Origin of the sequence: uncultured Actinobacillus sp., assembly GCF_945915845.1 — a bacterium.
GTDB lineage: Bacteria > Pseudomonadota > Gammaproteobacteria > Enterobacterales > Pasteurellaceae > Exercitatus.
The window spans coordinates 1-20,403 of record NZ_CAMEFX010000026.1; the positions used below are offsets into that span (position 1 = coordinate 1).

Annotated in this window: 17 protein-coding genes and 1 pseudogene; 9 read left to right on the forward strand and 9 right to left on the reverse strand. The window is 42.0% G+C overall.

Annotated elements, in window-relative coordinates:
- The 5 genes and pseudogenes from Q0O89_RS06980 to ispF all read left to right on the forward strand — a co-directional run.
- Nucleotides 1-84: pseudogene (locus Q0O89_RS06980) on the forward strand (nitrate reductase cytochrome c-type subunit); the annotation flags it as partial.
- Nucleotides 85-95: 11 nt separating this feature from the next.
- The gene (locus tag Q0O89_RS06985) at nucleotides 96-704 is read left to right on the forward strand and encodes a cytochrome c3 family protein (protein ID WP_273395744.1); all 609 of its coding nucleotides are present in this window, start codon (nucleotides 96-98) and stop codon (nucleotides 702-704) included.
- A 119-nt stretch (nucleotides 705-823) separates the two neighbouring features.
- A complete protein-coding gene (ftsB, locus tag Q0O89_RS06990) occupies nucleotides 824-1,102 on the forward strand; it encodes a cell division protein FtsB (protein WP_273403191.1) in 279 nt (92 codons plus the stop codon).
- On the forward strand, nucleotides 1,102-1,797 hold the full coding sequence (ispD, locus tag Q0O89_RS06995) for a 2-C-methyl-D-erythritol 4-phosphate cytidylyltransferase (RefSeq protein WP_293730989.1): 696 nt from the start codon (nucleotides 1,102-1,104) through the stop codon (nucleotides 1,795-1,797). Before ftsB ends, ispD begins: the two co-directional genes overlap by 1 nt.
- Complete coding sequence (gene ispF / locus Q0O89_RS07000) at nucleotides 1,794-2,270, forward strand: 2-C-methyl-D-erythritol 2,4-cyclodiphosphate synthase (protein WP_293730990.1); 477 nt, start codon at nucleotides 1,794-1,796, stop codon at nucleotides 2,268-2,270. The genes ispD and ispF overlap by 4 nt, the downstream gene beginning before the upstream one ends.
- Nucleotides 2,271-2,336: 66 nt before the next feature.
- Here the strand turns inward: ispF and hslU are convergent, their stop codons facing one another.
- The 3 genes from hslU to aspA all read right to left on the reverse strand — a co-directional run bounded on the left by hslU (nucleotide 2,337) and on the right by aspA (nucleotide 5,834).
- Entirely contained in the window at nucleotides 2,337-3,662 is a 1,326-nt protein-coding gene (gene hslU / locus Q0O89_RS07005; RefSeq protein WP_276985292.1) for an HslU--HslV peptidase ATPase subunit, read from the reverse strand.
- A gap of 71 nt (nucleotides 3,663-3,733) precedes the next feature.
- Entirely contained in the window at nucleotides 3,734-4,255 is a 522-nt protein-coding gene (hslV, locus tag Q0O89_RS07010; RefSeq protein WP_273393913.1) for an ATP-dependent protease subunit HslV, read from the reverse strand.
- Between the two features lie 148 nt (nucleotides 4,256-4,403).
- On the reverse strand, nucleotides 4,404-5,834 hold the full coding sequence (gene aspA, locus Q0O89_RS07015) for an aspartate ammonia-lyase (protein WP_293730992.1): 1,431 nt from the start codon (nucleotides 5,832-5,834) through the stop codon (nucleotides 4,404-4,406).
- Between the two features lie 311 nt (nucleotides 5,835-6,145).
- Between aspA and Q0O89_RS07020 the strand changes: the two genes are divergently transcribed.
- The 3 genes from Q0O89_RS07020 (at nucleotide 6,146) to Q0O89_RS07030 (ending at nucleotide 8,424) form a co-directional block, all read left to right on the forward strand.
- Entirely contained in the window at nucleotides 6,146-7,468 is a 1,323-nt protein-coding gene (locus tag Q0O89_RS07020) for an anaerobic C4-dicarboxylate transporter (RefSeq protein ID WP_293730993.1), read from the forward strand.
- A 126-nt stretch (nucleotides 7,469-7,594) separates the two neighbouring features.
- Nucleotides 7,595-7,909 (forward strand): hypothetical protein, encoded by a 315-nt coding sequence (locus Q0O89_RS07025; RefSeq protein ID WP_293730994.1) that lies wholly within the window; start codon nucleotides 7,595-7,597, stop codon nucleotides 7,907-7,909.
- Complete coding sequence (locus Q0O89_RS07030; protein WP_293730995.1) at nucleotides 7,849-8,424, forward strand: glycosyltransferase; 576 nt, start codon at nucleotides 7,849-7,851, stop codon at nucleotides 8,422-8,424. Before Q0O89_RS07025 ends, Q0O89_RS07030 begins: the two co-directional genes overlap by 61 nt.
- Here Q0O89_RS07030 and recQ read toward each other — a convergent pair.
- The 6 genes from recQ to iolD form a co-directional block, all read right to left on the reverse strand.
- Nucleotides 8,421-10,289 (reverse strand): DNA helicase RecQ, encoded by a 1,869-nt coding sequence (recQ, locus tag Q0O89_RS07035; protein ID WP_293730996.1) that lies wholly within the window; start codon nucleotides 10,287-10,289, stop codon nucleotides 8,421-8,423. The genes Q0O89_RS07030 and recQ overlap by 4 nt on opposite strands.
- Nucleotides 10,290-10,598, reverse strand: coding sequence for an iron donor protein CyaY (gene cyaY, locus Q0O89_RS07040; protein WP_135711072.1), 309 nt, complete (start codon nucleotides 10,596-10,598; stop codon nucleotides 10,290-10,292).
- A 91-nt stretch (nucleotides 10,599-10,689) separates the two neighbouring features.
- Nucleotides 10,690-14,016, reverse strand: a complete 3,327-nt coding sequence (locus Q0O89_RS07045; protein ID WP_293730997.1) for a S8 family serine peptidase — start codon at nucleotides 14,014-14,016, stop codon at nucleotides 10,690-10,692.
- A 96-nt stretch (nucleotides 14,017-14,112) separates the two neighbouring features.
- A complete protein-coding gene (gene iolG, locus Q0O89_RS07050) occupies nucleotides 14,113-15,123 on the reverse strand; it encodes an inositol 2-dehydrogenase (RefSeq protein ID WP_135711043.1) in 1,011 nt (336 codons plus the stop codon).
- A 17-nt stretch (nucleotides 15,124-15,140) separates the two neighbouring features.
- Complete coding sequence (gene iolE / locus Q0O89_RS07055) at nucleotides 15,141-16,037, reverse strand: myo-inosose-2 dehydratase (protein WP_293730998.1); 897 nt, start codon at nucleotides 16,035-16,037, stop codon at nucleotides 15,141-15,143.
- Nucleotides 16,038-16,108: 71 nt separating this feature from the next.
- Complete coding sequence (gene iolD / locus Q0O89_RS07060) at nucleotides 16,109-18,052, reverse strand: 3D-(3,5/4)-trihydroxycyclohexane-1,2-dione acylhydrolase (decyclizing) (RefSeq protein ID WP_293730999.1); 1,944 nt, start codon at nucleotides 18,050-18,052, stop codon at nucleotides 16,109-16,111.
- 343 nt (nucleotides 18,053-18,395) lie between these two features.
- Here iolD and iolC point away from each other — a divergent pair, with 343 nt between their 5' ends.
- The gene (gene iolC, locus Q0O89_RS07065) at nucleotides 18,396-20,315 is read left to right on the forward strand and encodes a 5-dehydro-2-deoxygluconokinase (protein WP_293731000.1); all 1,920 of its coding nucleotides are present in this window, start codon (nucleotides 18,396-18,398) and stop codon (nucleotides 20,313-20,315) included.
- The last annotated feature ends 88 nt before the right edge of the window (nucleotides 20,316-20,403 follow it).

The window sequence follows — 20,403 nt, forward strand, 5'->3', positions numbered from 1 at the left end:
TTACAATGCCACGTGCAACAAACAGATGTAAACCCGATTATTCAAAATAAATTTGACACAATTCGCCAAACGCAAGGTAAATAAGGAGCAAAACAATGTTTAAAAAATTTTGGAATTGGTTTCGTACACCAAGCAAAATGGCGGCTGGAACAATCATTTTAATTTCAGCAATCGGCGGTATTTTAGCTTGGGGCGGCTTTAATAAAGGGTTGGAATATACCAACACGGAACAATTTTGTTCTGACTGTCATATGAACGATGTCGTGCCTGAATATCAAGCTTCTGTTCACTTTAGCAACCGTTCTGGCGTAAAAGCCATCTGTTCCGATTGCCACGTTCCACACGAGTTTTTACCAAAATGGAAACGTAAAATTCAGGCTTCAACGGAAGTTTATGCACATTTTACCGGCAAAGTGGATACCAAAGAGAAGTTTGAAGCACATCGTTTAGAAATGGCGGAACGTGAATGGGCTCGTATGAAAGCCAATAATTCACAAGAATGCCGTAACTGCCATAACTTCGATGATATGGACTTTACCCAACAAAAAACCGTGGCACAGCAAATGCACGCAATGGCTCAAGAGCAAAACAAAACCTGTATTGACTGCCACAAAGGGATTGCTCACAATCTCCCGCATATGGAAAAAGTTCAGAAATCATTTATTCCTGAGGATATGATTAAAAAAGAAGACGATAAAAAATAATTAACCTGAAGACCGCACTTTTTAGCTTGCGGTCTTTTTTTGCCTGCTATTTTCCCCTAAACTATAGGGAATTTTTTTCACCGGTATAAATACCGCACTCTATATATTTCAGGTCAATTATGCGTTTACTTATTTTTGTTTTGGCGTTAGTGCTGTTACTGTTTCAATATGACTTATGGTTTGGTAAAAACGGCTATGTGGATTACAAAGAGACTCAAGAACAAATTGAAATTCATAAAGCAGAGAACACGAAATTATCGCAACGAAATCAAGTGATTGCTGCCGAAATTAAGGACTTGAAAGACGGCGTGAATGCGATTCAAGAACGTGCGCGCTTGCAATATGAGATGATCAAGCCCAATGAAACTTTCTATCGTATTACAAAAGAGCATAAATAATGACCGCACTTTGTGATGAAATTGTGGCTGTCGTACCTGCTGCCGGCGTTGGCGCGCGTATGAAAGCCGATAAGCCCAAACAATATTTAACTATTCAAGGCAAAACTATTTTAGAGCATACTTTGAATGTGCTTTTAACCCATTCAGCGGTGAGCCGAGTGATTTTGGTGGTGGCAAAAGAGGATCCTTATTTGCCCACCTTGCCTATTACACAACATCCGAAAATTCAAATTGTGGAAGGGGGGGAGACGCGCGCAGAGAGCGTGTTGAATGGTCTCAGAGCGATTTCTCATCCAAGTCGAACACGTGTGTTAGTGCATGATGCGGCGCGCCCTTGTTTAAGACATACTGAATTGGAGCAGTTGCTGAATATTGACGATGAAAATGGGGCAATTTTAGCGTTGCCTGCGATTGACACCATTAAGCGAGCGGATTCCTTCAAACAAATTGCAGAAACCCAAGATCGAAACTTTATTTGGCTTGCTCAAACGCCACAATATTTCCGTGCGGATTTGCTTATTCAGGCATTAGAACGTGCTGAACAGCAAGGGTTTGTTGTGACAGACGAAGCATCGGCGATGGAATTAGCCGGATTTCGACCGCACTTAGTGGAAGGCGTGAGCAGCAATATTAAGGTTACGCGCCCTGAAGATTTGGCATTGGCAGAATTTTACTTAGGAAAACAGAAAAAATGATCAGAATTGGACATGGCTTTGACGTGCACGCTTTCGGCGAAAATCGCCCTTTGATTATTGGTGGCGTTGAAGTGCCTTATCACACCGGATTTATTGCGCATAGTGATGGCGATGTTGCATTACACGCGTTGACAGATGCCTTACTGGGGGCGGTGGCACTTGGCGATATTGGCAAATTATTTCCTGATACGGATATGCAATTTAAAAATATCGATAGTCGTATTTTACTGCGTGAAGCGTTTCGTCTTGTGCAAGAAAAAGGCTACAAGATTGGCAATGTGGATGTTACTATTATTGCGCAAGCACCCAAAATGCGACCATACATTGACGCGATGCGCGCTGTGATTGCGGAAGATTTGCAATGTGCTATTGAGCAAGTCAATGTTAAAGCCACCACCACGGAAAAACTTGGTTTCACAGGGCGTGGCGAAGGGATTGCCACAGAAGCGGTCACGTTGTTGCTTAAAGCATAATTGGCATCATTCAGACCATAAAAAAGTGCGGTTGAATTAACCGCACTTTAATCTCGCATGAGAAGCTTAGAGAATAAAACGACTCAAATCTTCGTTTTCCACCACATCGCTTAATGCGTCAGAAACGTATTTTTCGTCAATCGTAATTTTCTCGCCCGCACGTTCGCTGGCATCAAAAGAAATACCGTCCATTAAACGCTCGAGTACCGTATGCAAACGGCGAGCACCGATATTCTCGGTTTTCTCATTGACACGGAAAGCGGATTCAGCAATTTTGCTAATACCGTCTTGAGTAAACTCCACTTCAACGCCTTCGGTTTTCATTAACTCTTTGTATTGTAAGGTTAATGAAGCATTTGGCTCGGTTAAGATACGCTCAAAGTCTTCTTTGGTTAGGGATTTTAATTCCACGCGAATTGGTAAACGACCTTGTAATTCAGGCAATAAATCTGACGGACGAGCCACTTGGAATGCGCCTGAACAGATGAAAAGAATATGGTCGGTTTTGATCATCCCGTGTTTGGTGTTCACCGTTGAACCTTCAATAATCGGCAACAAATCCCGTTGCACCCCTTCACGTGACACATCGCCACCGCTGTGTTCGCCTTTTTTACAAATCTTGTCGATTTCATCGATAAAGACGATACCATGTTGTTCAACCGCTTCAATGGCTTGTTGTTTCAATTCTTCAGGGTTCACTAATTTTGATGCTTCTTCATCAATCATCACTTTTAACGCATCTTTCACTTTCATTTTGCGTTTTTTCGTTCTGTTTGGCGACATGCCCTCAAAGAGCGATTGCAACTGCGAAGTCATTTCTTCCATACCCGGCGGCGTCATAATTTCTACGCTCACTTGCGCCGTGACATCGATCTCAATTTCTTTATCGTCCAACGTCCCTTCGCGTAATTTTTTACGGAACACTTGACGCGTTGATCCATTATCGCTTTCTTGTACATTGCCCCATTGATCTTTGGCCGGTGGCAATAATACATCCAAAATGCGATCTTCTGCCGCATCTTGCGCTTTCATACGGTTTTTCTCTACCGCTTGCGAACGCACGAGTTTCATGGAAACATCCGCCAAATCACGGATAATCGAATCTACTTCTTTACCTACATAGCCCACTTCAGTGAACTTCGTGGCTTCCACTTTAATAAAAGGCGCGTTTGCCAATTTTGCTAAACGGCGCGCGATTTCGGTTTTACCCACCCCGGTTGGTCCGATCATTAAAATATTTTTGGGCGTGACTTCTTGGCGCAATTCTTCCGGTAATTGCATACGGCGCCAACGGTTACGCAAGGCAATCGCCACCGCGCGTTTCGCTTCATTTTGTCCAATAATATGCGCATCTAATTCAGATACAATTTCTCTTGGGGTCATTGACATAATGTATTCCTAATTCTCAAAATTCTTTCATTTTTAACCGCACTTTTTATCGGGGCGATCGCTTTGCCACGGCATTAAATTTCTTCAATAATGTGGTTATGATTGGTATAAATATCAATATCACCGGCAATGGTTAAGGCTTGTTTAACAATTTCTGCTGCGGTTAAATTATTGTCGGTGCGCAATAAGGCTAACGCCGCAGATTTCGCATAGTTGCCGCCTGAACCGATAGCTAAAACATCAAATTCAGGTTCAATCACATCGCCACTGCCTGAAACTAATAAAAATTCGTTTTCGTTCGCCACGATCATCATGGCTTCCAAACGGCGTAAAGATCGCTCCGTCCGCCATTCTTTCGCCAATTCTACCGCGGCTTTGACTAAATGTCCTTGGTGTAATTCTAATTTTTTCTCGAATAAATCACGCAAAATAAAAGCGTCCGCCGTTGAACCCGCAAATCCTGTCACGACTTTATCCTTATATAAACGGCGTACTTTTCGTACCGTTCCTTTTTCCACACAATTTCCCAAAGTCGCCTGACCATCGCCGCCTATCGCCACTTTGCCATTTTTACGCACACATACAATCGTTGTCATTATCCTGTCCTTTTTTCAGTGAAAGTTAAGGGGAAGATGGGGGCATAAAGTGGAATTTCAAGATAATTGTGTGAGAAATTGTTTGAATACTATTGAAATGCAAAAGGGCAGATCCAAAACCTGCCCTTAAATTTACAATCACGATAAATTATTCTTCATCCGTAAATTTCGCCGCTTTGTAAGTCGGTTTCATTAAGTTTTCTACTGAAAGAATATCGTCTAATTGTGCTTCAGTGAGTAAGCCTTTTTCCAACACCACTTCGCGTACGCTGCGACCTGTGGTTGCACAGATTTTACCTACGATGTCGCCGTTGTGGTGACCGATAAATGGATTTAAGTACGTTACGATACCGATTGAGTTAAATACGAAGTTTTCGCAAATTTCTTTGTTTACGGTAATGCCGTTCACACATTTATCTTGTAAGTTAATGCATGCATTGCCTAGAATTTCGATTGATTCAAACATCGCTTGACCGATAACCGGTTCCATTACGTTTAATTGTAATTGACCCGCTTCTGCAGCGAAAGTTACCGTTGTATCGTTACCGATCACTTTAAAGCACACTTGGTTAACGACTTCAGGCACCACCGGGTTAACTTTAGCCGGCATAATTGATGAGCCTGCTTGTAATTCCGGTAAGTTGATTTCATTTAAACCTGCGCGTGGGCCTGATGATAATAAACGTAAGTCGTTACAAACTTTCGATAATTTCACCGCAGTACGTTTTAATGCACCGTGAACCATCACATACGCACCACAGTCTGAGGTTGCTTCGATTAAGTTATCCGCAGGAACGCATGGTAAACCGGTTACTTCAGCAAGGTATTTCACTGCAATTTCTTGATAGCCTTCAGGGGTATTTAACGCGGTACCGATAGCCGTTGCACCTAAGTTGACTTCAAGTAATAAATCCGCCGTGCGTTTTAAGTTTTTCACTTCTTCTTCAAGTAACACAGCAAAAGCTTTGAACTCTTGACCTACGGTCATTGGTACCGCATCTTGTAATTGGGTACGTCCCATTTTTAAGATGTTGGCAAATTCTTCTGCTTTGGCTTCGAAACCGTGTTGTAGGTAACGTACTTTTTCGATTAAGGCTAAAATGCTGTTATATACCGCAATACGGAAACCGGTAGGGTAAGCATCGTTAGTTGATTGGCTTGCGTTAACGTGATCCATTGGGTTGATTACGTTATATTCACCTTTTTGATGACCTAAAATTTCTAATGCAAGGTTTGCGACCACTTCGTTGGTATTCATATTAACAGAAGTACCGGCACCGCCTTGGTAAACGTCTGACGGGAATTGATCCATGCAACGACCGTTCACTAAGATTTCATCACAAGCTTGAACGATAGCTTTTGCGATTTTTTTCGGAATGGCACCCAGTTCACCGTTAGCCAGTGCGGTGGCTTTTTTTACCATTACCATACCGCGTACAAATTCCGGCACGTCAGAAATGGTGACGTTAGAAATATTGAAATTTTCCACCGCTCTTAAGGTGTGAATACCCCAATAAACATCATTTGAAACTTCGCGTTCGCCTAAAAGATCCACTTCAATACGAGTATTATTGCTCATGATTTTTCTCCAAAATAAAAACTAAATTCGGGGGCGATTGTACTCCTATTGGGTTAAATGAATTTTGATTTAAATCAATTTTTTAAGTACAGCTATCACGATATAAATTTATCGCTCGCATTATAAAAATTAGGTTGTAAATTAATCAAATAAGCTTACTCTTTATGGTTATATTGTGTTGTTGCGCAAAAAATCTTGCAAAACACTGTATTTTTACTAAAATTCACGTTGAAAAAGTGACGCAAACGGTTAAATGTAAAAGTAGTATCACTTTTTGAACCGATTTTTTTATTATTATGGAGAAATAGAACATGTCAGCAATGTTCCTTATTCAATTTGCCATTGTACTTTTATGTATCTTGGTAGGGGCTCGAGTTGGTGGTATCGGCTTGGGTGTGTTTGGTGGTTTAGGCTTAGCCATTTTATCCTTTGGCTTTGATTTAAAACCGGCGGGTCTTCCTATTGACGTAATGTTTATGATTATGGCAGTAGTGGCAGCAGCGGCAGCAATGCAAGCGGCTGGCGGTTTAGATTATATGATCAAAATCGCAACTAACATCTTACGCCGTAATCCAAAATACATTACCTTTATGGCACCTGCAGTAACTTGGACTTTCACTGTATTAGCAGGCACAGGCCACGTAGCTTATTCTGTATTACCTGTGATTGCAGAAGTAAGTCGTCATAACGGTGTGCGTCCTGAGCGTCCACTTTCAATGGCGGTAATTGCATCACAATTTGCGATTGTTGCAAGCCCGATTGCGGCAGCGGTAGTTGCTGTGGTGAACTATCTTGAACCACAAGGCATTACGCTAGGTTCAGTGCTTTCTGTTACTGTCCCTGCAACGATTTTAGGTATTGCACTGGCTTGTGTATTTGTAAATAAAATGGGTAAAGAATTAAAAGATGACCCGGAATACCAACGCCGTTTACAAGATCCAGAGTACATCAAAGAAAACCACACTGATGTGAAAATTGATGAAGTTCAATTAAAACCAACCGCGAAATTATCTGTCGGTTTATTCTTATTTGGTGCATTATTAGTGGTATTAATGGGTGCGATGCCTTCATTACGTCCGGCATTCGATGGTAAACCAATGGGTATGGCACACACGATCGAAATCGTCATGTTAACCATTGGTGCATTAATCATTTTATTCTGCAAACCGGACGGTAATGAAATCACTAAAGGTTCAGTATTCCACGCTGGTATGCGTGCGGTAATCGCTATCTTTGGTATTGCATGGTTAGGTGATACGTTAATGCAAGCGCATATGGTAGAAGTGAAAGAAATGGTGAAAGAGTTAGTTGAAACTGCACCATGGACATTTGCTTTCGCATTATTCGTATTATCTGTGTTAGTAAACAGCCAAGGTGCGACAGTGGCAACCTTATTCCCACTAGGTATCGCATTAGGCATTCCGGCACCGGTATTAATCGGGGTATTCGTTGCTGTAAATGGTTACTTCTTTATCCCTAACTACGGTCCAATCATTGCGTCAATTGACTTTGACACAACAGGGACTACACGTATCGGTAAATTTATTTTCAACCACAGCTTTATGCTTCCAGGCTTATTAAGCATGGTATTCAGTATTGCGTTCGGTTTGTTATTTGCGAATATGTTCCTTTAATTCGTAGATATTAATATAATGCTAGGGTGGGTTTTGTACCCGCCTTTCTATTTATGGAAGATGACTTCTCATTGCAAATCTATTATCCTTTAGAATATTCTCTTTGATTTTTATAGACAAAAAACGATGGAAAGAATTAATATTTTATTGGCAACAGATAAACATTATCTTCCTTATCTTGAAATTTCTCTAAAATCCTTATTAGCTCATAATGAAAACTTGTCGGTGTTTGTCTTGCATACGGGGGATATTCCGGCGGCTTGGGCAGATTCATTGCGTCCATATTTTGCGAAACGACAGTCTGAATTAGTGCTTTGTTATTTAGATCCTGAGCATTTGAATCTTTTTGATGAAAATGCTATATCACACAAGCTACCTATTTGCGCTATTATCTTGAAGAACTCTTTCCCTATGCGACAACGCCATATTGGCTTTATTTAGATTGTGATATTGTCATTAACGGCGATATTCGTGTTCCTTTTGAGAAATTGCGCGCTTCTTCTTATGCGATTGCAGCGGTTTCCGATCCTTATGTGAATGCATTACCTGAACACCCTTATAAACAATATGATTACTTTAATGCAGGTATTCTTTATTTTGATGCGACACGTTGTTCTGGACTTAAAACAGCGTTAATACAATTGACACAACAGTTAAAAAATCAAATTATTTTCGGGGATCAGGATATTTTAAATGTTTATTTCCGAGATAATTGGTTGAAGTTGGACTCTCTTTATAATTATCAACTTGATCATTTGTTGTATAAAAAACAGTCAAGTTGGGGGGGGGTAGCTGCGCATATTTTCCATTTTACAGGACCGCATAAACCGCTCTCTGCCATGAGTAGCGATAATGTCTCTGTGCAAGCAGTTATTTCATTATTTAGGTTGTACCATTATTTACCGTGGGAAGAATTAATCCATTTACCTCTTGGTTGTATTCAATTAGAAATTTAATTATCCCGCGCTTGTTCCAATAATGCTTTATGTTCTTTTATAATTTCCATAAATGGCTGTGCAAAGCGTTCCCACTTAATTGCGCCGACACCGTTAATTTGCATCATTTCCACTTTGCTAGTTGGTAAGTAAAGGGACATTTCTTGTAACGTTGCATCGCTAAATACAATATAAGGTGGAATATTTTCTCGATCGGCAATTTGTTTGCGTAAGAAACGTAAGCGTGCAAAGAGATCTTTGTCGTAATGAGTGACCGCACTTTTTTGTGGGGCAGAAACCGTAGCAATAGCCGAAAGTCTGGGTGTGGCGAGTTCTAAAGGAATGTCACCGCGTAAAATAGGACGTGCGCTTTCTGTTAATTGTAATTGTACACCCACATCATTCATGACTTGGTTGATTAAGCCCAAGTGAATAAGTTGACGAATAACTGATTGCCAATATTCTTTGCTTTTATCCTTGCCAATGCCATAGACACTGAGTTGATCATGCTGATGGTCGCGAATTTTCTGGTTATTTAATCCACGCAATACCCCAATGACATATTGCACGCCAAAACGTTGCCCTGTGCGGTAAATGGTAGAAAGAATTTTTTGCGCATCAATTAATCCATCATATTTTTTAGGTGGATCTAAACAAATATCGCAGTTGTTGCAAGGGGTTTGGCGATTTTCACCGAAATAATTGAGCAATACCAAACGGCGACAAGTTTGGCTTTCCGCAAATTCACCAATGGCTTCTAATTTATGTTGTTTAATATCTCGCTGTGGGCTTTCAGGTTCTTCCATTAAAATTTTATATAACCAACCATAATCCGCCGGCTCATAAAATAGCACCGCTTCCGCCGGCAAATCATCACGCCCCGCTCGTCCGGTTTCTTGATAGTAGGCTTCAATGCTACGCGATAAATCAAAGTGTGCCACAAAGCGTACATTGGATTTGTTAATCCCCATGCCGAAAGCAATGGTGGCGACGACCACTTGAATATTGTCGCGTTGGAAAGCCCGTTGAACTCGTTCTCGTTCGGAAAATTCCATGCCCGCGTGATAATGTTCCGCAGAAATACCGCGCTTTCTTAATGCTTCAGCGACTTTTTCCGATTTGTTGCGACTATTGCAATAGACAATACCACTTTTGCCTTTTTGGGCAGCAACAAAGTTGCACAATTGTTCCATCGGTTTGAATTTTTCCACCAAGGTATAACGAATATTCGGGCGGTCGAAACTGCCAATGTATAAGTGCGGTTGATTTAAACGAAGATTTTGTAAAATGTCTTGGCGCGTGGTGCTGTCCGCGGTGGCGGTTAACGCCATAATCGGCGCGTTGGGAAAGGCGGATTTTAATCCACCAAGTTGGGTATATTCAGGGCGAAAATCATGCCCCCATTGGGAAATACAATGGGCTTCATCGATAGCGATAAAACTCACTTGGCATAGGGAAATAAAAGAAAAAAAGCTGTTGGTCATCGCTTTTTCAGGCGAAAGATAAAGCAATTTGAGTTGCCCTGAAATGGCTTTATTTTGCACCTGTTGTTGCTGTTCGTAGGTTTGGGTGGAATTGAGATAATCCGCTTCAATACCGTTAGCCAGCAGTTGATCCACCTGATCTTTCATTAAGGAAATCAACGGCGAAATCACTAAGGTCAACCCTGAAAAACAAAGGGCGGGGATTTGATAACACAGGGATTTTCCGTTACCGGTTGCCATCACCACCAGACTGTCTTTGCCTGAAAGGGTGGCTTGAATCACTTCTTCTTGCCCTTTGCGGAATTGGTGATAACCAAAAACTTGGTGCAAGATATCAAGTGCGGTCATTTTCACCGCACTTTTTGTTGGTTCTGTGTATTGTGTTGTGGACGTGTGGGGCATTTAGGCGAATTCCACGCGTTCACCATGAGCCGCGCAGGCTTGCGCTAACGCATCCCAAAAACGCACACCTTGGCTGTTCACCCAATCCTTTTCTTTCCACGCAAAATGCAAACCGCCTAAACGGCTGGCAAGCCAAAGTTCCAGCATGGCTTCTTGCTTATTAATCACAATTTGAGATCGATCCGCAAAGGTAATGGTAAAGACGGAACCTTGACGTTCAAAATCCACATCCGCCCCTTGCTCATCACATTGTTCTTCAATGCTATCCCATACCTGTTCAATATTTTGGTGAAATTCCACTAAATTCATCATTTGCTTTAAATTATAAGGTTAATTAAGTTGAAGCAAATTATAGGCTTTTCACCTTGTTGGGGCAAATGTAATTCACCCCAAGCGTTATTTAAAAACGAAATCTTAACCCCAAGGAAATCTCGTTGCCTGTTTCACCGCCCGCTTGATGACTCAATTCATAACCTGCAAATAAGTCTAGAGCATGGGTTGCCGCATAGCTGAGATTTAAGTTTGCGGTGGTGAGCGAAGTTGGCGCTGAAATCCCTTCAATTTTCACCGCACTTTGCGCGCCGATATAATTTCCTTCAAAATCGAATGACCGATGGCTACGATGTTGATACCTATGCGCAATACTGCCTTTCAAGTGCCATTTATCCCAATGCCATGCGCTTCGTAAACCCATGCCATAGGATGACAGATGGTGGTGAACGGCATCTGCCCGTAACGCAAAGAGTGATTTTTCGTCAAAGGCGGATTGATGTAACCAGTCTGTGCGGTAGGCAAGATAAGGCGCGACTTCCCAATGTTGCCCCTGGGCGAGCTGCCCTTTAAATCGGTAGCCTAATTCGGTGTAAATGCCATAAAGGCGTGATTTTACGTCATTTCTCAACAGTTGCTGTTTGTCAGGAAATTGTAGGCTGCGTTTAATTTGGTTTTTACTATGGGCGGTGCTGAACTCTGTTAAGGCGTAGACATGTTCACCTTTATAGGCAGCATAAAGTGCCGCGCCGGTTTGTGTGATTTTGGCTGTTCCTATGCTACCGCTAAAATCCGCGTTACTGCGATCAACATAGACCGCTGCACCTAACACAAAATTTGCCCATTTTTTATCGGCACCCACATAGGTTTGTGCGCTTTTAACTTCGCCTTTACGGTATCCTGTTTGCGCTAAGTGATAGCGGCGGTAAGCCGTTGCCGCGTAGAGATGGCTGTCTTGTGTATCCCATTTTTCCATGGCTTGATCCGCAATTTGACGCGAAAAAGTGCGGTGAGCATTGAGCAAAATATTGGGCGTTGAAGCATAAATTTCTGCTGAAAGGGATTCTACCGTACGGGAAACCGCAAGTGGTTGCGCATGCAACACTGCGAGAGCTTGAGCTTTCAGCGCGCTGTTGGGTGTCGTTGCCACTTCATCTAACACACGATCTAAATTGCGCCCGGTATTGACCGCACTTCGCGTTAAGGCGTTGGCTTTTTTCAATACATATTCTGTACTGTTGCGCTTGTAGGTTGCTTCAATGTTATTTCCTTTTTGCGCAATACTTGTCACGTCAATGTACGGGTAAATATGGTCAGACACACGATAATCGCCATTGAAACCCGTTAAGGTTTGCGCTGTTAAAATGGTACGCGTTTGTTCTTGTTGCTTCGGTACTTCATCGACTTTTGCCACATCCGCCACAATGCGTGAACCATTGAAATTTGCCGTACCTTTTACTTCTAACGCAGCGGTATGAATATCAATAATCGTGCGAGCATTGGCGGAAGCAGTGTAATTGCCGACCGTTAAACCTTGCCCATAAATTTCAACCGAACCGTTATTTGTCAGATTTTGCTGGATGTCCACTTTCTTATCAGGGGTTTCCGCCAACAAAGTGCCTTGCTCAAACACCGTGACATTGGATGCCGTTAGAGCATTGGATATGCCTAATACACCGCCTTCAATGTGGGTGTCGCCGGTGTAAGTATTTTTGCCGCTAAAATAGAGTGTTCCTGTTCCCTGCTTTTTAAACCCTGCATCACCGCTAATGTCATTGCTCCAAGTGAGTCGATTGTTATCCGCATAATGGCGGTAACCGAAATTGGCTGTCACAAAGCCGTTGTCGCTGGAAATCAGCAGGCGTTTATCAAATCGAGCAGGGCCTTTTAATGCGCGATTAACATTTAACACGCCCCAGCCAATATCGCCGTTCGGGCCAGTCGTCACGTTATCCGTTCCCAATTGACTGGCGGTAGAAAGAATAGTTTGGGTCACTAAATGATTACTCATCCAAGGGAATTTTTCCCATACGCGAGCCACGGCGGCGGAAACTGCCGGTGCGGCGAAAGAAGTACCTTGAGTAGGCACATCACCGAAAACCATCCAATCTCCTTGGGTTGCAATTCCCCAATTTTGCGCAGCGTTACCTACGCGGCTTGAGTAACTGCTTTTATGATTGCCCGTTACCGCGGCAACTGTTATCCAACCACGGCGGGCTTCTTCATAAACGACGGGAATATGTGACTCATTGGTGGCGTGATTGGCTTGTCCCGTGCTTGTTTTTGTGCCGTCGTTACCTGCTGCCCAAACAAAAATACTGTCCTTAGCCGCCATTTCAGCCATTTGCTTATTGATTGGGTTATTTTCTAATAGTCCTTTCCAACCTTTTTCTTTTACCAAACTTTCCCACGGTGTATTACCGTAAGAGTTATTAAAAATACGCGCACCTTGATTATAGGCTTCCTCAAACTGTTGATTGGTCACGCTGGTATAGCCGTTAGATTCCGTGCTATAACCATAAATCAATGACGTTTTGTTATTTACTGCAATGACCGCAGCAACCTGTGAGCCATGGGAATGTCTGCTACCTTTTGCTTGTCGCCACCATAATCCTTCATTAACGTAAAGACGACGGTTGCCTTTTTCATCTTTAAACGTACCATCAACATCACCACTTGCAGGGAAATCCGTATCAATTACTGCAATCTTATGAATTTTATGTTCATCATATTGTTCAATGGGTGGCGTTTGGCGCAAGGCTTCCATTTGAGGTTTTGGGGTATTTATTGGTGGTGTCTGTTCGGTATTTTCCGGCGGTTGTGGTGTTTCCTTCGGCGTATCCGGTATTTCAATTGGCACAACAGGGTTTTCCGGTTTTGGTTCCGGCTGAGGTTGCGGTTTTGGTTGTGGTTTGGGTTCCTGTTCCGGTTTTGGCACAGGTTCCAATATTGGAGATTCAGGTTTCGGCTCTGGTTTTGTTTCCGTCTCAGTCACCGGCTCGGAAGTTGATTCTTTAGGCAGATCTATTTCAGGCGTTGGATCCGGTTGAGATGGTTGAGTGGTTTCGGGTGGAATCGTTTCTGTTGGTAGTGTTGGTGGATATTGTTCTGTTTTTGGGGGTGAAATTGGCGGCAAAACAGGGGGGAAATTCACCGCACTTTCGTTTTCATTTGCACTCTCACTTTTGGGTGGGAGCGATGGTTTTATGGGTGTGCTAGGGAACGATGTTCCTTCAGAACTGTTTGGTTCATCTTTTGGCAATAGAATTGGGGCAATATCCTTTTGCTCTGCTTCATGAGAAGGTGTTTCTACGACTGGGGCATTGTTTTCTTTTTGATCCCCTTGGGAAACACCAGAATTAATTGGCGTTGGTGGTGAAGAACCGTCACCGCCACCGCAGGCTGCAACCAAAAAGGAAAGCAGTGCAGTTTGTGAGTATTGAGCCAGTTTTGTCATAATCGTTCCTAATATTAAATAGCGACACAAGACGAAAGTTTCGGCAAGCGTAACGATCGTCTTGTGCAGTGATAAAGTTTATGTATTTTTTAGCATTTATGCCACTTCGCTAATTTTCACAGGGCGACCTTCTTCCAATGATTTTTTCGCCGCTAATGCAATTAACACAGGTTGTAAGCCATCATTGCCATTGACAAGCGTTGGTTTGTCGTTGACCACGGAATCTACAAAGCAAGAGATTTCGCTGGCAAAGGATTGCATATAACGTTCTAGGAAGAAGTATTTTGGTTTTTCTGCAATCACACCTGCTTCACAAGAGTAAACTGCGGTGGAATCTGTATCATTTTTCGTTTGAACCGCGCCTTTTGAGCCAAATACTTCCGCACGTTGGTCATAACCATAAACGGCTTTACGGCTATTATCAATGACGCCGATAGCGCCATTGGCGAGTTTCAAGGTGATCACTGCGGTATCAATATCGCCTGCTTTGCCAATTTCAGGATTAACTAAAACGCCGCCTGCTGCATAAACTTCGGTAACTTCGCTACCTGATAAATAACGAATCATATCGAAATCGTGGATAGTCATATCAAAGAATAAACCGCCTGATACTTTGACGTATTCGATTGGTGGCGCGTCAGGGTCGCGTGATGTCACACGAATTAAATGCGGTTCGCCAATATCTCCAGCAACGACACGATCTTTAATGGCTTTAAAGTTATGGTCAAAACGGCGGTTGAATCCCACTTGGAATTTGACACCGGCTTTTTCCACTTCAGCTAATACTTCACGGATTTTATCTTTATCAGGATCCACCGGTTTTTCACAGAAGACATGTTTGCCTGCACGCGCCGCTGCAATAGAAATTGGTGCGTGCGTGTTTGTAGATGAGCAAACTAATACCGCATCAATTTCAGGATCTTGAAGAATTTGATTGTAATCTTCATAAACATAGGGAATACCCATGCCTTTTGCCCATTCTTTTAATTCATCAGTGACACGAACATCTGAAATGGCTTTGATTTCTGCGCCTTTAACATATTTAGTAATACTTTCTGAGTGAACACGACCAATACGACCTGCTCCGATAATACCTACTTTAATCATTTCTTTATTCCTCTCGATTAAATTCCAGCCACTTCACGAATATATTGACGACCTTTAATCGCGTACTCTAATGGGTTCGCAATGGCAGGGTCTTGTTCTGCTTCCACAACCATCCAGCCTTTGTAGTTGTGTTTGTCTAAAATTTCAAAAATAGGACGGAAATCGATGACACCATCGCCGGGAACGGTAAATGTCCCTTTTACCACGCCTTCTAAGAAGCTGAGATCTTTCGCTTTCACTTCAGCAACCACGTCATCACGAACATCTTTCAAATGGACATGGAAAATCCGATCGACATATTTTGCTAATACATCAAGCATCGCTTGTTGGCTACCTTCTGAATAATAGATATGACCTGAGTCGAATAATAAACCGACATCATCATTGGTCATTTCCATATATTTATCAATTTCCGCCGGGGTTTGAATACCGGTACCCATATGGTGATGCAAGCAAACTTTCATGCCTTTTTCTGCTGCGATTTTAGCCAGTTCATTATAGCCTTCCGCTAATAATTGCCATTCTGCTTCAGTGAAGACGGTTTTTTCTTTGAAAATCGCTTTTTTCTGCCCTTGAATACTGCGGCTTTGTTCTGAACAACCAATGACTTTTGCGCCCATTTCATGTAAGAAATTCATATGTTCAATAAAGCCTTGAATAGTTTCTTCTTTTTTGCCATCTACAAAGAAAGTACTAAACCAAGCATTGCAAATTTGAATACCGCGTAATGCCAGTTTTTGTTTTAATACTTTGGTATCTCTAGGATATTTACTGCCCACTTCACTCCCTGTGAAGCCCGCTAATGCCATTTCACTGACGCATTGTTCAAAGGTATTTTCTTTACCAATTTCCGGTAAATCATCATTTGTCCAACCAATTGGGGCAATACCTAATTTTACGTTTTCCGCTTTCATGCTATCTCCTTGTTCAAGGGTAAATATTTGATTTCCGTAGGGACATACGCGGATGTCCCTACGCTGATTAATTAATAACGTCTTGCTTCATCAATATGTTTCACCGCATTTTGGTAAGCTTGTTGGATTGTCTCTTTGCTTGAGACTTCAGCCACACCAACGTGCCACCAGCTACCATAACCGTGGATCATGGTTTTCGGTAACACTTTCACATCAATTAAGGTGGATACGGTTTGTTTTGCCGCGTCAGCAAGGGCAGCACGTAATTCCTCTTCGTTGGTGACTTTATAGGTTTTACAGCCATAAGAGGCGGCATTCATTGCAAAATCAACAGGAATAAATCCACCATCAAGTTGGTTTGTGGTTGAATTTCTGAAGCGGAATTCCGTACCAAAAGTGTCCATTCCATGTCCAATTTCAAGGTTATTGATACAACCATTGGTCATATTATCGAATAATACCACATTAATTTTTTTGCCTTCTTGGATTGACGTCACCAGTTCGGAATGGAGCATCATATAAGAACCATCACCGAGTAGGGTGTACACTTCCCGATGTGGTTGAGCAATTTTTGCCCCTAAAGACGCTGCCACTTCATAACCCATACAAGAATAACCGTATTCAAGATGATAAGTATCCACCCCTTTAGATTGCCAAGCGCGTTGTAAGTCGCCCGGTAAGCTGCCTGCCGCGCCTACGATAATATCGTTTTCCCCTAAGGTTTCATTTAAAATGCCCAATACGCGACTTTGAGTTAAGCGCGAACCTGTGATTTGGGTAAATTCCGCAAAGACTTTTTCGCGATCTAAGGCATCATTCACTTCAGGTACAAAATCTTTTTCGCCGTTATAGCTAATGTGGTAAATACGCTGTAATTCTTCGGCAAATTTCGCTTTTGCTTCCGCAATTTGGTTTCCCCATTGCGCTTTGTAGCCTGTTGGCTGTAAAAGTGCGGTCAATTTTTCGAGCGTTTCTTTGGCATCAGCGGTGACCTGTACGCCATCTAATTTATAGGCATCAAAACGTGCGATATTGATATTTAAGAAGTCCACTTCAGGGTTTTGGAAAATCCATTTTGATGACGTGGTGAAGTCGGTATAGCGTGTACCCACACCAATCACTAAATCCGATTCTTTCGCTAATAAATTTGCGCTTAAACAACCTGTTTCACCTACGCCACCGACATTCAAATAGTAGTCAGAAACCACCGCACTTTTACCTGCTTGGGTTTCCGCAAATGGAATATCAAAGGCTTCAGCAAAGGCTTTTAGTTGTTCTGCTGCTTCGGAATAACGCACACCGCCACCACAAATAATTAATGGTTTTTTCTTACCTTGAATGAGTTTTAATGCATCTTGCAACATCGCATTTGTTGGTGGTGTTCGCTCAATACGATGTACCCGTTTTTGTAGGAAATATTCAGGGAAATCATAGGCTTCCCCTTGGACGTCTTGTGGTAATGCAAGGGTAACTGCCCCTGTCTCCGCAGGATCTGTTAATACGCGCATTGCGTTAATACAAGCCGTCATTAATTGCTCAGGACGGTTAACGCGATCCCAATATTTGCTCACCGCTTTGAACGCATCGTTAGTGCTGATACTCAGGTTGTGAGATTGTTCGATTTGTTGCAATACCGGGTCAGGTTGGCGAGTGGCAAAAACATCACCGGGTAATAAGAGAAGGGGAATTCGGTTAGCTGTCGCGGTAGCGGCTGCGGTAATCATGTTGGCAGCACCTGGTCCGACAGAAGAAGTACATGCTATAATTTGTTTACGTAATTTTTGTTTCGCAAATCCTATTGCTACGTGCGCCATACCTTGTTCATTACGACCTTGGCGAACAATTAAATCCCCACTGTCTTGCTCTAATGCTTGTCCTAAACCAAGCACATTGCCGTGTCCAAAAATAGCGAAAATACCTTCGACAAATTTAATTTCTTTGCCATCAACTTCTATGTACTGATTATCTAGAAATCTCACTAAAGCTTGTGCAACAGTTAATCTCACCGTTTTCATGTATTCCTCCTATTGGATCCGCTATGACATGATTGAATTTGAGCATTAGTAAATCACTTAAAAATTCCAAACTCAATACTAATGAAATTTTTTTTCTAAATATTAGAAGTAGATCACATTTTTAGACTATTTATCTCTCAAAATAAGCGGAAAATGACTAAAACACTACTCAGTATTGTTGAGTTCTTTTCTTAAAATTTTCTTATTTTTGCGATCTATGTCTCAAAATTAAATTTTACTATTTGACATTTTGAAATAAATATTTCAAATTAAGCCTATCCACAAACTTAGGTAAGTTTGAACAGACACAAGTAAAATTATGGGTTCTTAGAAGGATTGAGTTATGAAAACAGAAAAAACATTAGATCTCATTTGTTTAGGTCGTGTAGCTGTTGATTTATATGCACAACAAATAGGTTCTCGACTAGAAGATGTCGCAACTTTCTCTAAATATCTTGGTGGTTCATCCGGAAATGTGGCTTATGGTACAGCGGTGCAAGGTGTGAAATCTTCAATGTTAGCACGTGTTGGTGATGAACATATGGGACGCTTCTTACGTGAAGAATTAGAACGTGTTGGTGTAGATACGAGTCATTTGATCACGGATAAAGAGCGTTTAACCGCACTTGTGATTCTCGGCATTAAAGACCAAGATACTTTCCCACTTATCTTTTATCGTGATAATTGTGCGGATATGGCCATTACTAAAGATGATTTTACGGAAGAATATATTGCCTCTGCCCGAGCTTTGGCGATTACAGGAACGCATTTGTCTCATCCAAAAACCAGAGAAGCTGTGCTAACTGCATTGGAATATGCCGGTCGCAATAATGTTAAACGCTTACTAGATATTGACTATCGTCCAGTCTTATGGGGATTGACCTCCCTTGGTGATGGCGAAACGCGTTTTATTGATTCCGAAGCGGTGACCAAATCCTTACAAGAAGTATTGCACCATTTTGATGTGTTAGTGGGAACGGAAGAAGAGTTCCATATTGCAGGTGGATCGACTGATACCTTGACCGCACTTAAAAATGTGAGAAAAGTCAGTCAAGCGACACTTGTTTGTAAACGTGGCGCGCTAGGTTGTTCCGTTTTCGTAGAAGGCAAAGACATTCCTGATGATTTAGATGGTGGTATTAATGTGTATGGTGTACGCGTTGAAGTATTAAATGTGCTTGGCGCAGGTGATGCCTTTATGTCAGGCTTAATTCGCGGTTATTTAAATAACGAAGGCTGGGAACAAGCTTGTCGTTATGCCAATGCTTGCGGTGCGTTAGTGGTTTCTCGTCACGGTTGTTCGCCGGCAATGCCAACGAAAGTGGAATTAGATAATTATCTTGCGCGTGCAGAATCTGTACCACGTCCAGATTTAGATGAAACCCTCAATCATTTACATCGTGTCACCACACGCAAAGTCAAGGAATGGGACGATTTATGTATTTTTGCCTTTGATCATCGCAAACAACTCGTTGATATGGCGAATAAGTGCGGTGCGGATATTAACCGAATTCCAAAATTAAAAAACTTATTGTTAAAAGCTGCAGAGCAAACAGCGAAAGAAGAAGGTATTTATGAGGGGCATGCAGGCATTCTTGCCGATACCACGTTTGGTCAAAATGCGTTAAATGCCATTACAGGGAAAAAATGGTGGATTGGTCGCCCAATTGAAGAGCCATCTTCTCGCCCATTAAATCTTGAACACGGTGATTTAGGTTCACAATTAGCATCTTGGCCATTAGAACATGTGGTGAAATGTCTCGCATTCTATCACCCTAAAGATAATGCTGAGATGAAAGCATTGCAGGATCGTAAGCTCAAAGAAGTTTATCAAGCTTGTTGTCGTACAGGGCATGAATTATTACTTGAGTTAATTCTGCCGGCGGATATGGAACAAAACGAAGCTTATTATGCAGAGATGCTTGCTTATTTCTATGAGCTTGGCATTAAACCGGATTGGTGGAAATTACCAGGCGTTTCAGCAAAAGCATGGGAAGATATTAGCACAATTATTCACGCCAACGACCCATATTGCCGCGGTATTTTGATTCTTGGTTTAGATGCACCGGAAGAAACCTTTGAAAAAGTCTTTAAGGCATCAGCCAATGCACCATTAGTTAGAGGCTTTGCGGTAGGTCGTACTATCTTCGGACAACCTTCAGCAGATTGGTTGGCAGGAAAACTAGATGATCAACAGTTAGTTGAAGCTGTATCAGCACGTTATCGCCGTTTGATTAACTTATGGAAACAACGTTCTAATTAGCAGCTTAATTGAAATAAGGGATTTCATCTAGTCGTTAAGAGTGATACACTTTGCGCCGGAAGAAATCCCTTTTTGTCGATTTTAACTG

Excerpts from the sequence above, each read along its gene's own strand:
- Q0O89_RS06985 (WP_273395744.1), top strand. The coding sequence starts at position 96 with ATGTTTAAAAAATTTTGGAATTGGTTTCGTACACCAAGCAAAATGGCG.
- ftsB (WP_273403191.1), top strand. The coding sequence starts at position 824 with ATGCGTTTACTTATTTTTGTTTTGGCGTTAGTGCTGTTACTGTTTCAA.
- ispD (WP_293730989.1), top strand. The coding sequence starts at position 1,102 with ATGACCGCACTTTGTGATGAAATTGTGGCTGTCGTACCTGCTGCCGGC.
- ispF (WP_293730990.1), top strand. The coding sequence starts at position 1,794 with ATGATCAGAATTGGACATGGCTTTGACGTGCACGCTTTCGGCGAAAAT.
- hslV (WP_273393913.1), bottom strand. The coding sequence starts at position 4,255 with ATGACAACGATTGTATGTGTGCGTAAAAATGGCAAAGTGGCGATAGGC.
- aspA (WP_293730992.1), bottom strand. The coding sequence starts at position 5,834 with ATGAGCAATAATACTCGTATTGAAGTGGATCTTTTAGGCGAACGCGAA.
- Q0O89_RS07020 (WP_293730993.1), top strand. The coding sequence starts at position 6,146 with ATGTCAGCAATGTTCCTTATTCAATTTGCCATTGTACTTTTATGTATC.
- Q0O89_RS07025 (WP_293730994.1), top strand. The coding sequence starts at position 7,595 with ATGGAAAGAATTAATATTTTATTGGCAACAGATAAACATTATCTTCCT.
- recQ (WP_293730996.1), bottom strand. The coding sequence starts at position 10,289 with ATGCCCCACACGTCCACAACACAATACACAGAACCAACAAAAAGTGCG.
- cyaY (WP_135711072.1), bottom strand. The coding sequence starts at position 10,598 with ATGAATTTAGTGGAATTTCACCAAAATATTGAACAGGTATGGGATAGC.
- Q0O89_RS07045 (WP_293730997.1), bottom strand. The coding sequence starts at position 14,016 with ATGACAAAACTGGCTCAATACTCACAAACTGCACTGCTTTCCTTTTTG.
- iolG (WP_135711043.1), bottom strand. The coding sequence starts at position 15,123 with ATGATTAAAGTAGGTATTATCGGAGCAGGTCGTATTGGTCGTGTTCAC.
- iolE (WP_293730998.1), bottom strand. The coding sequence starts at position 16,037 with ATGAAAGCGGAAAACGTAAAATTAGGTATTGCCCCAATTGGTTGGACA.
- iolD (WP_293730999.1), bottom strand. The coding sequence starts at position 18,052 with ATGAAAACGGTGAGATTAACTGTTGCACAAGCTTTAGTGAGATTTCTA.
- iolC (WP_293731000.1), top strand. The coding sequence starts at position 18,396 with ATGAAAACAGAAAAAACATTAGATCTCATTTGTTTAGGTCGTGTAGCT.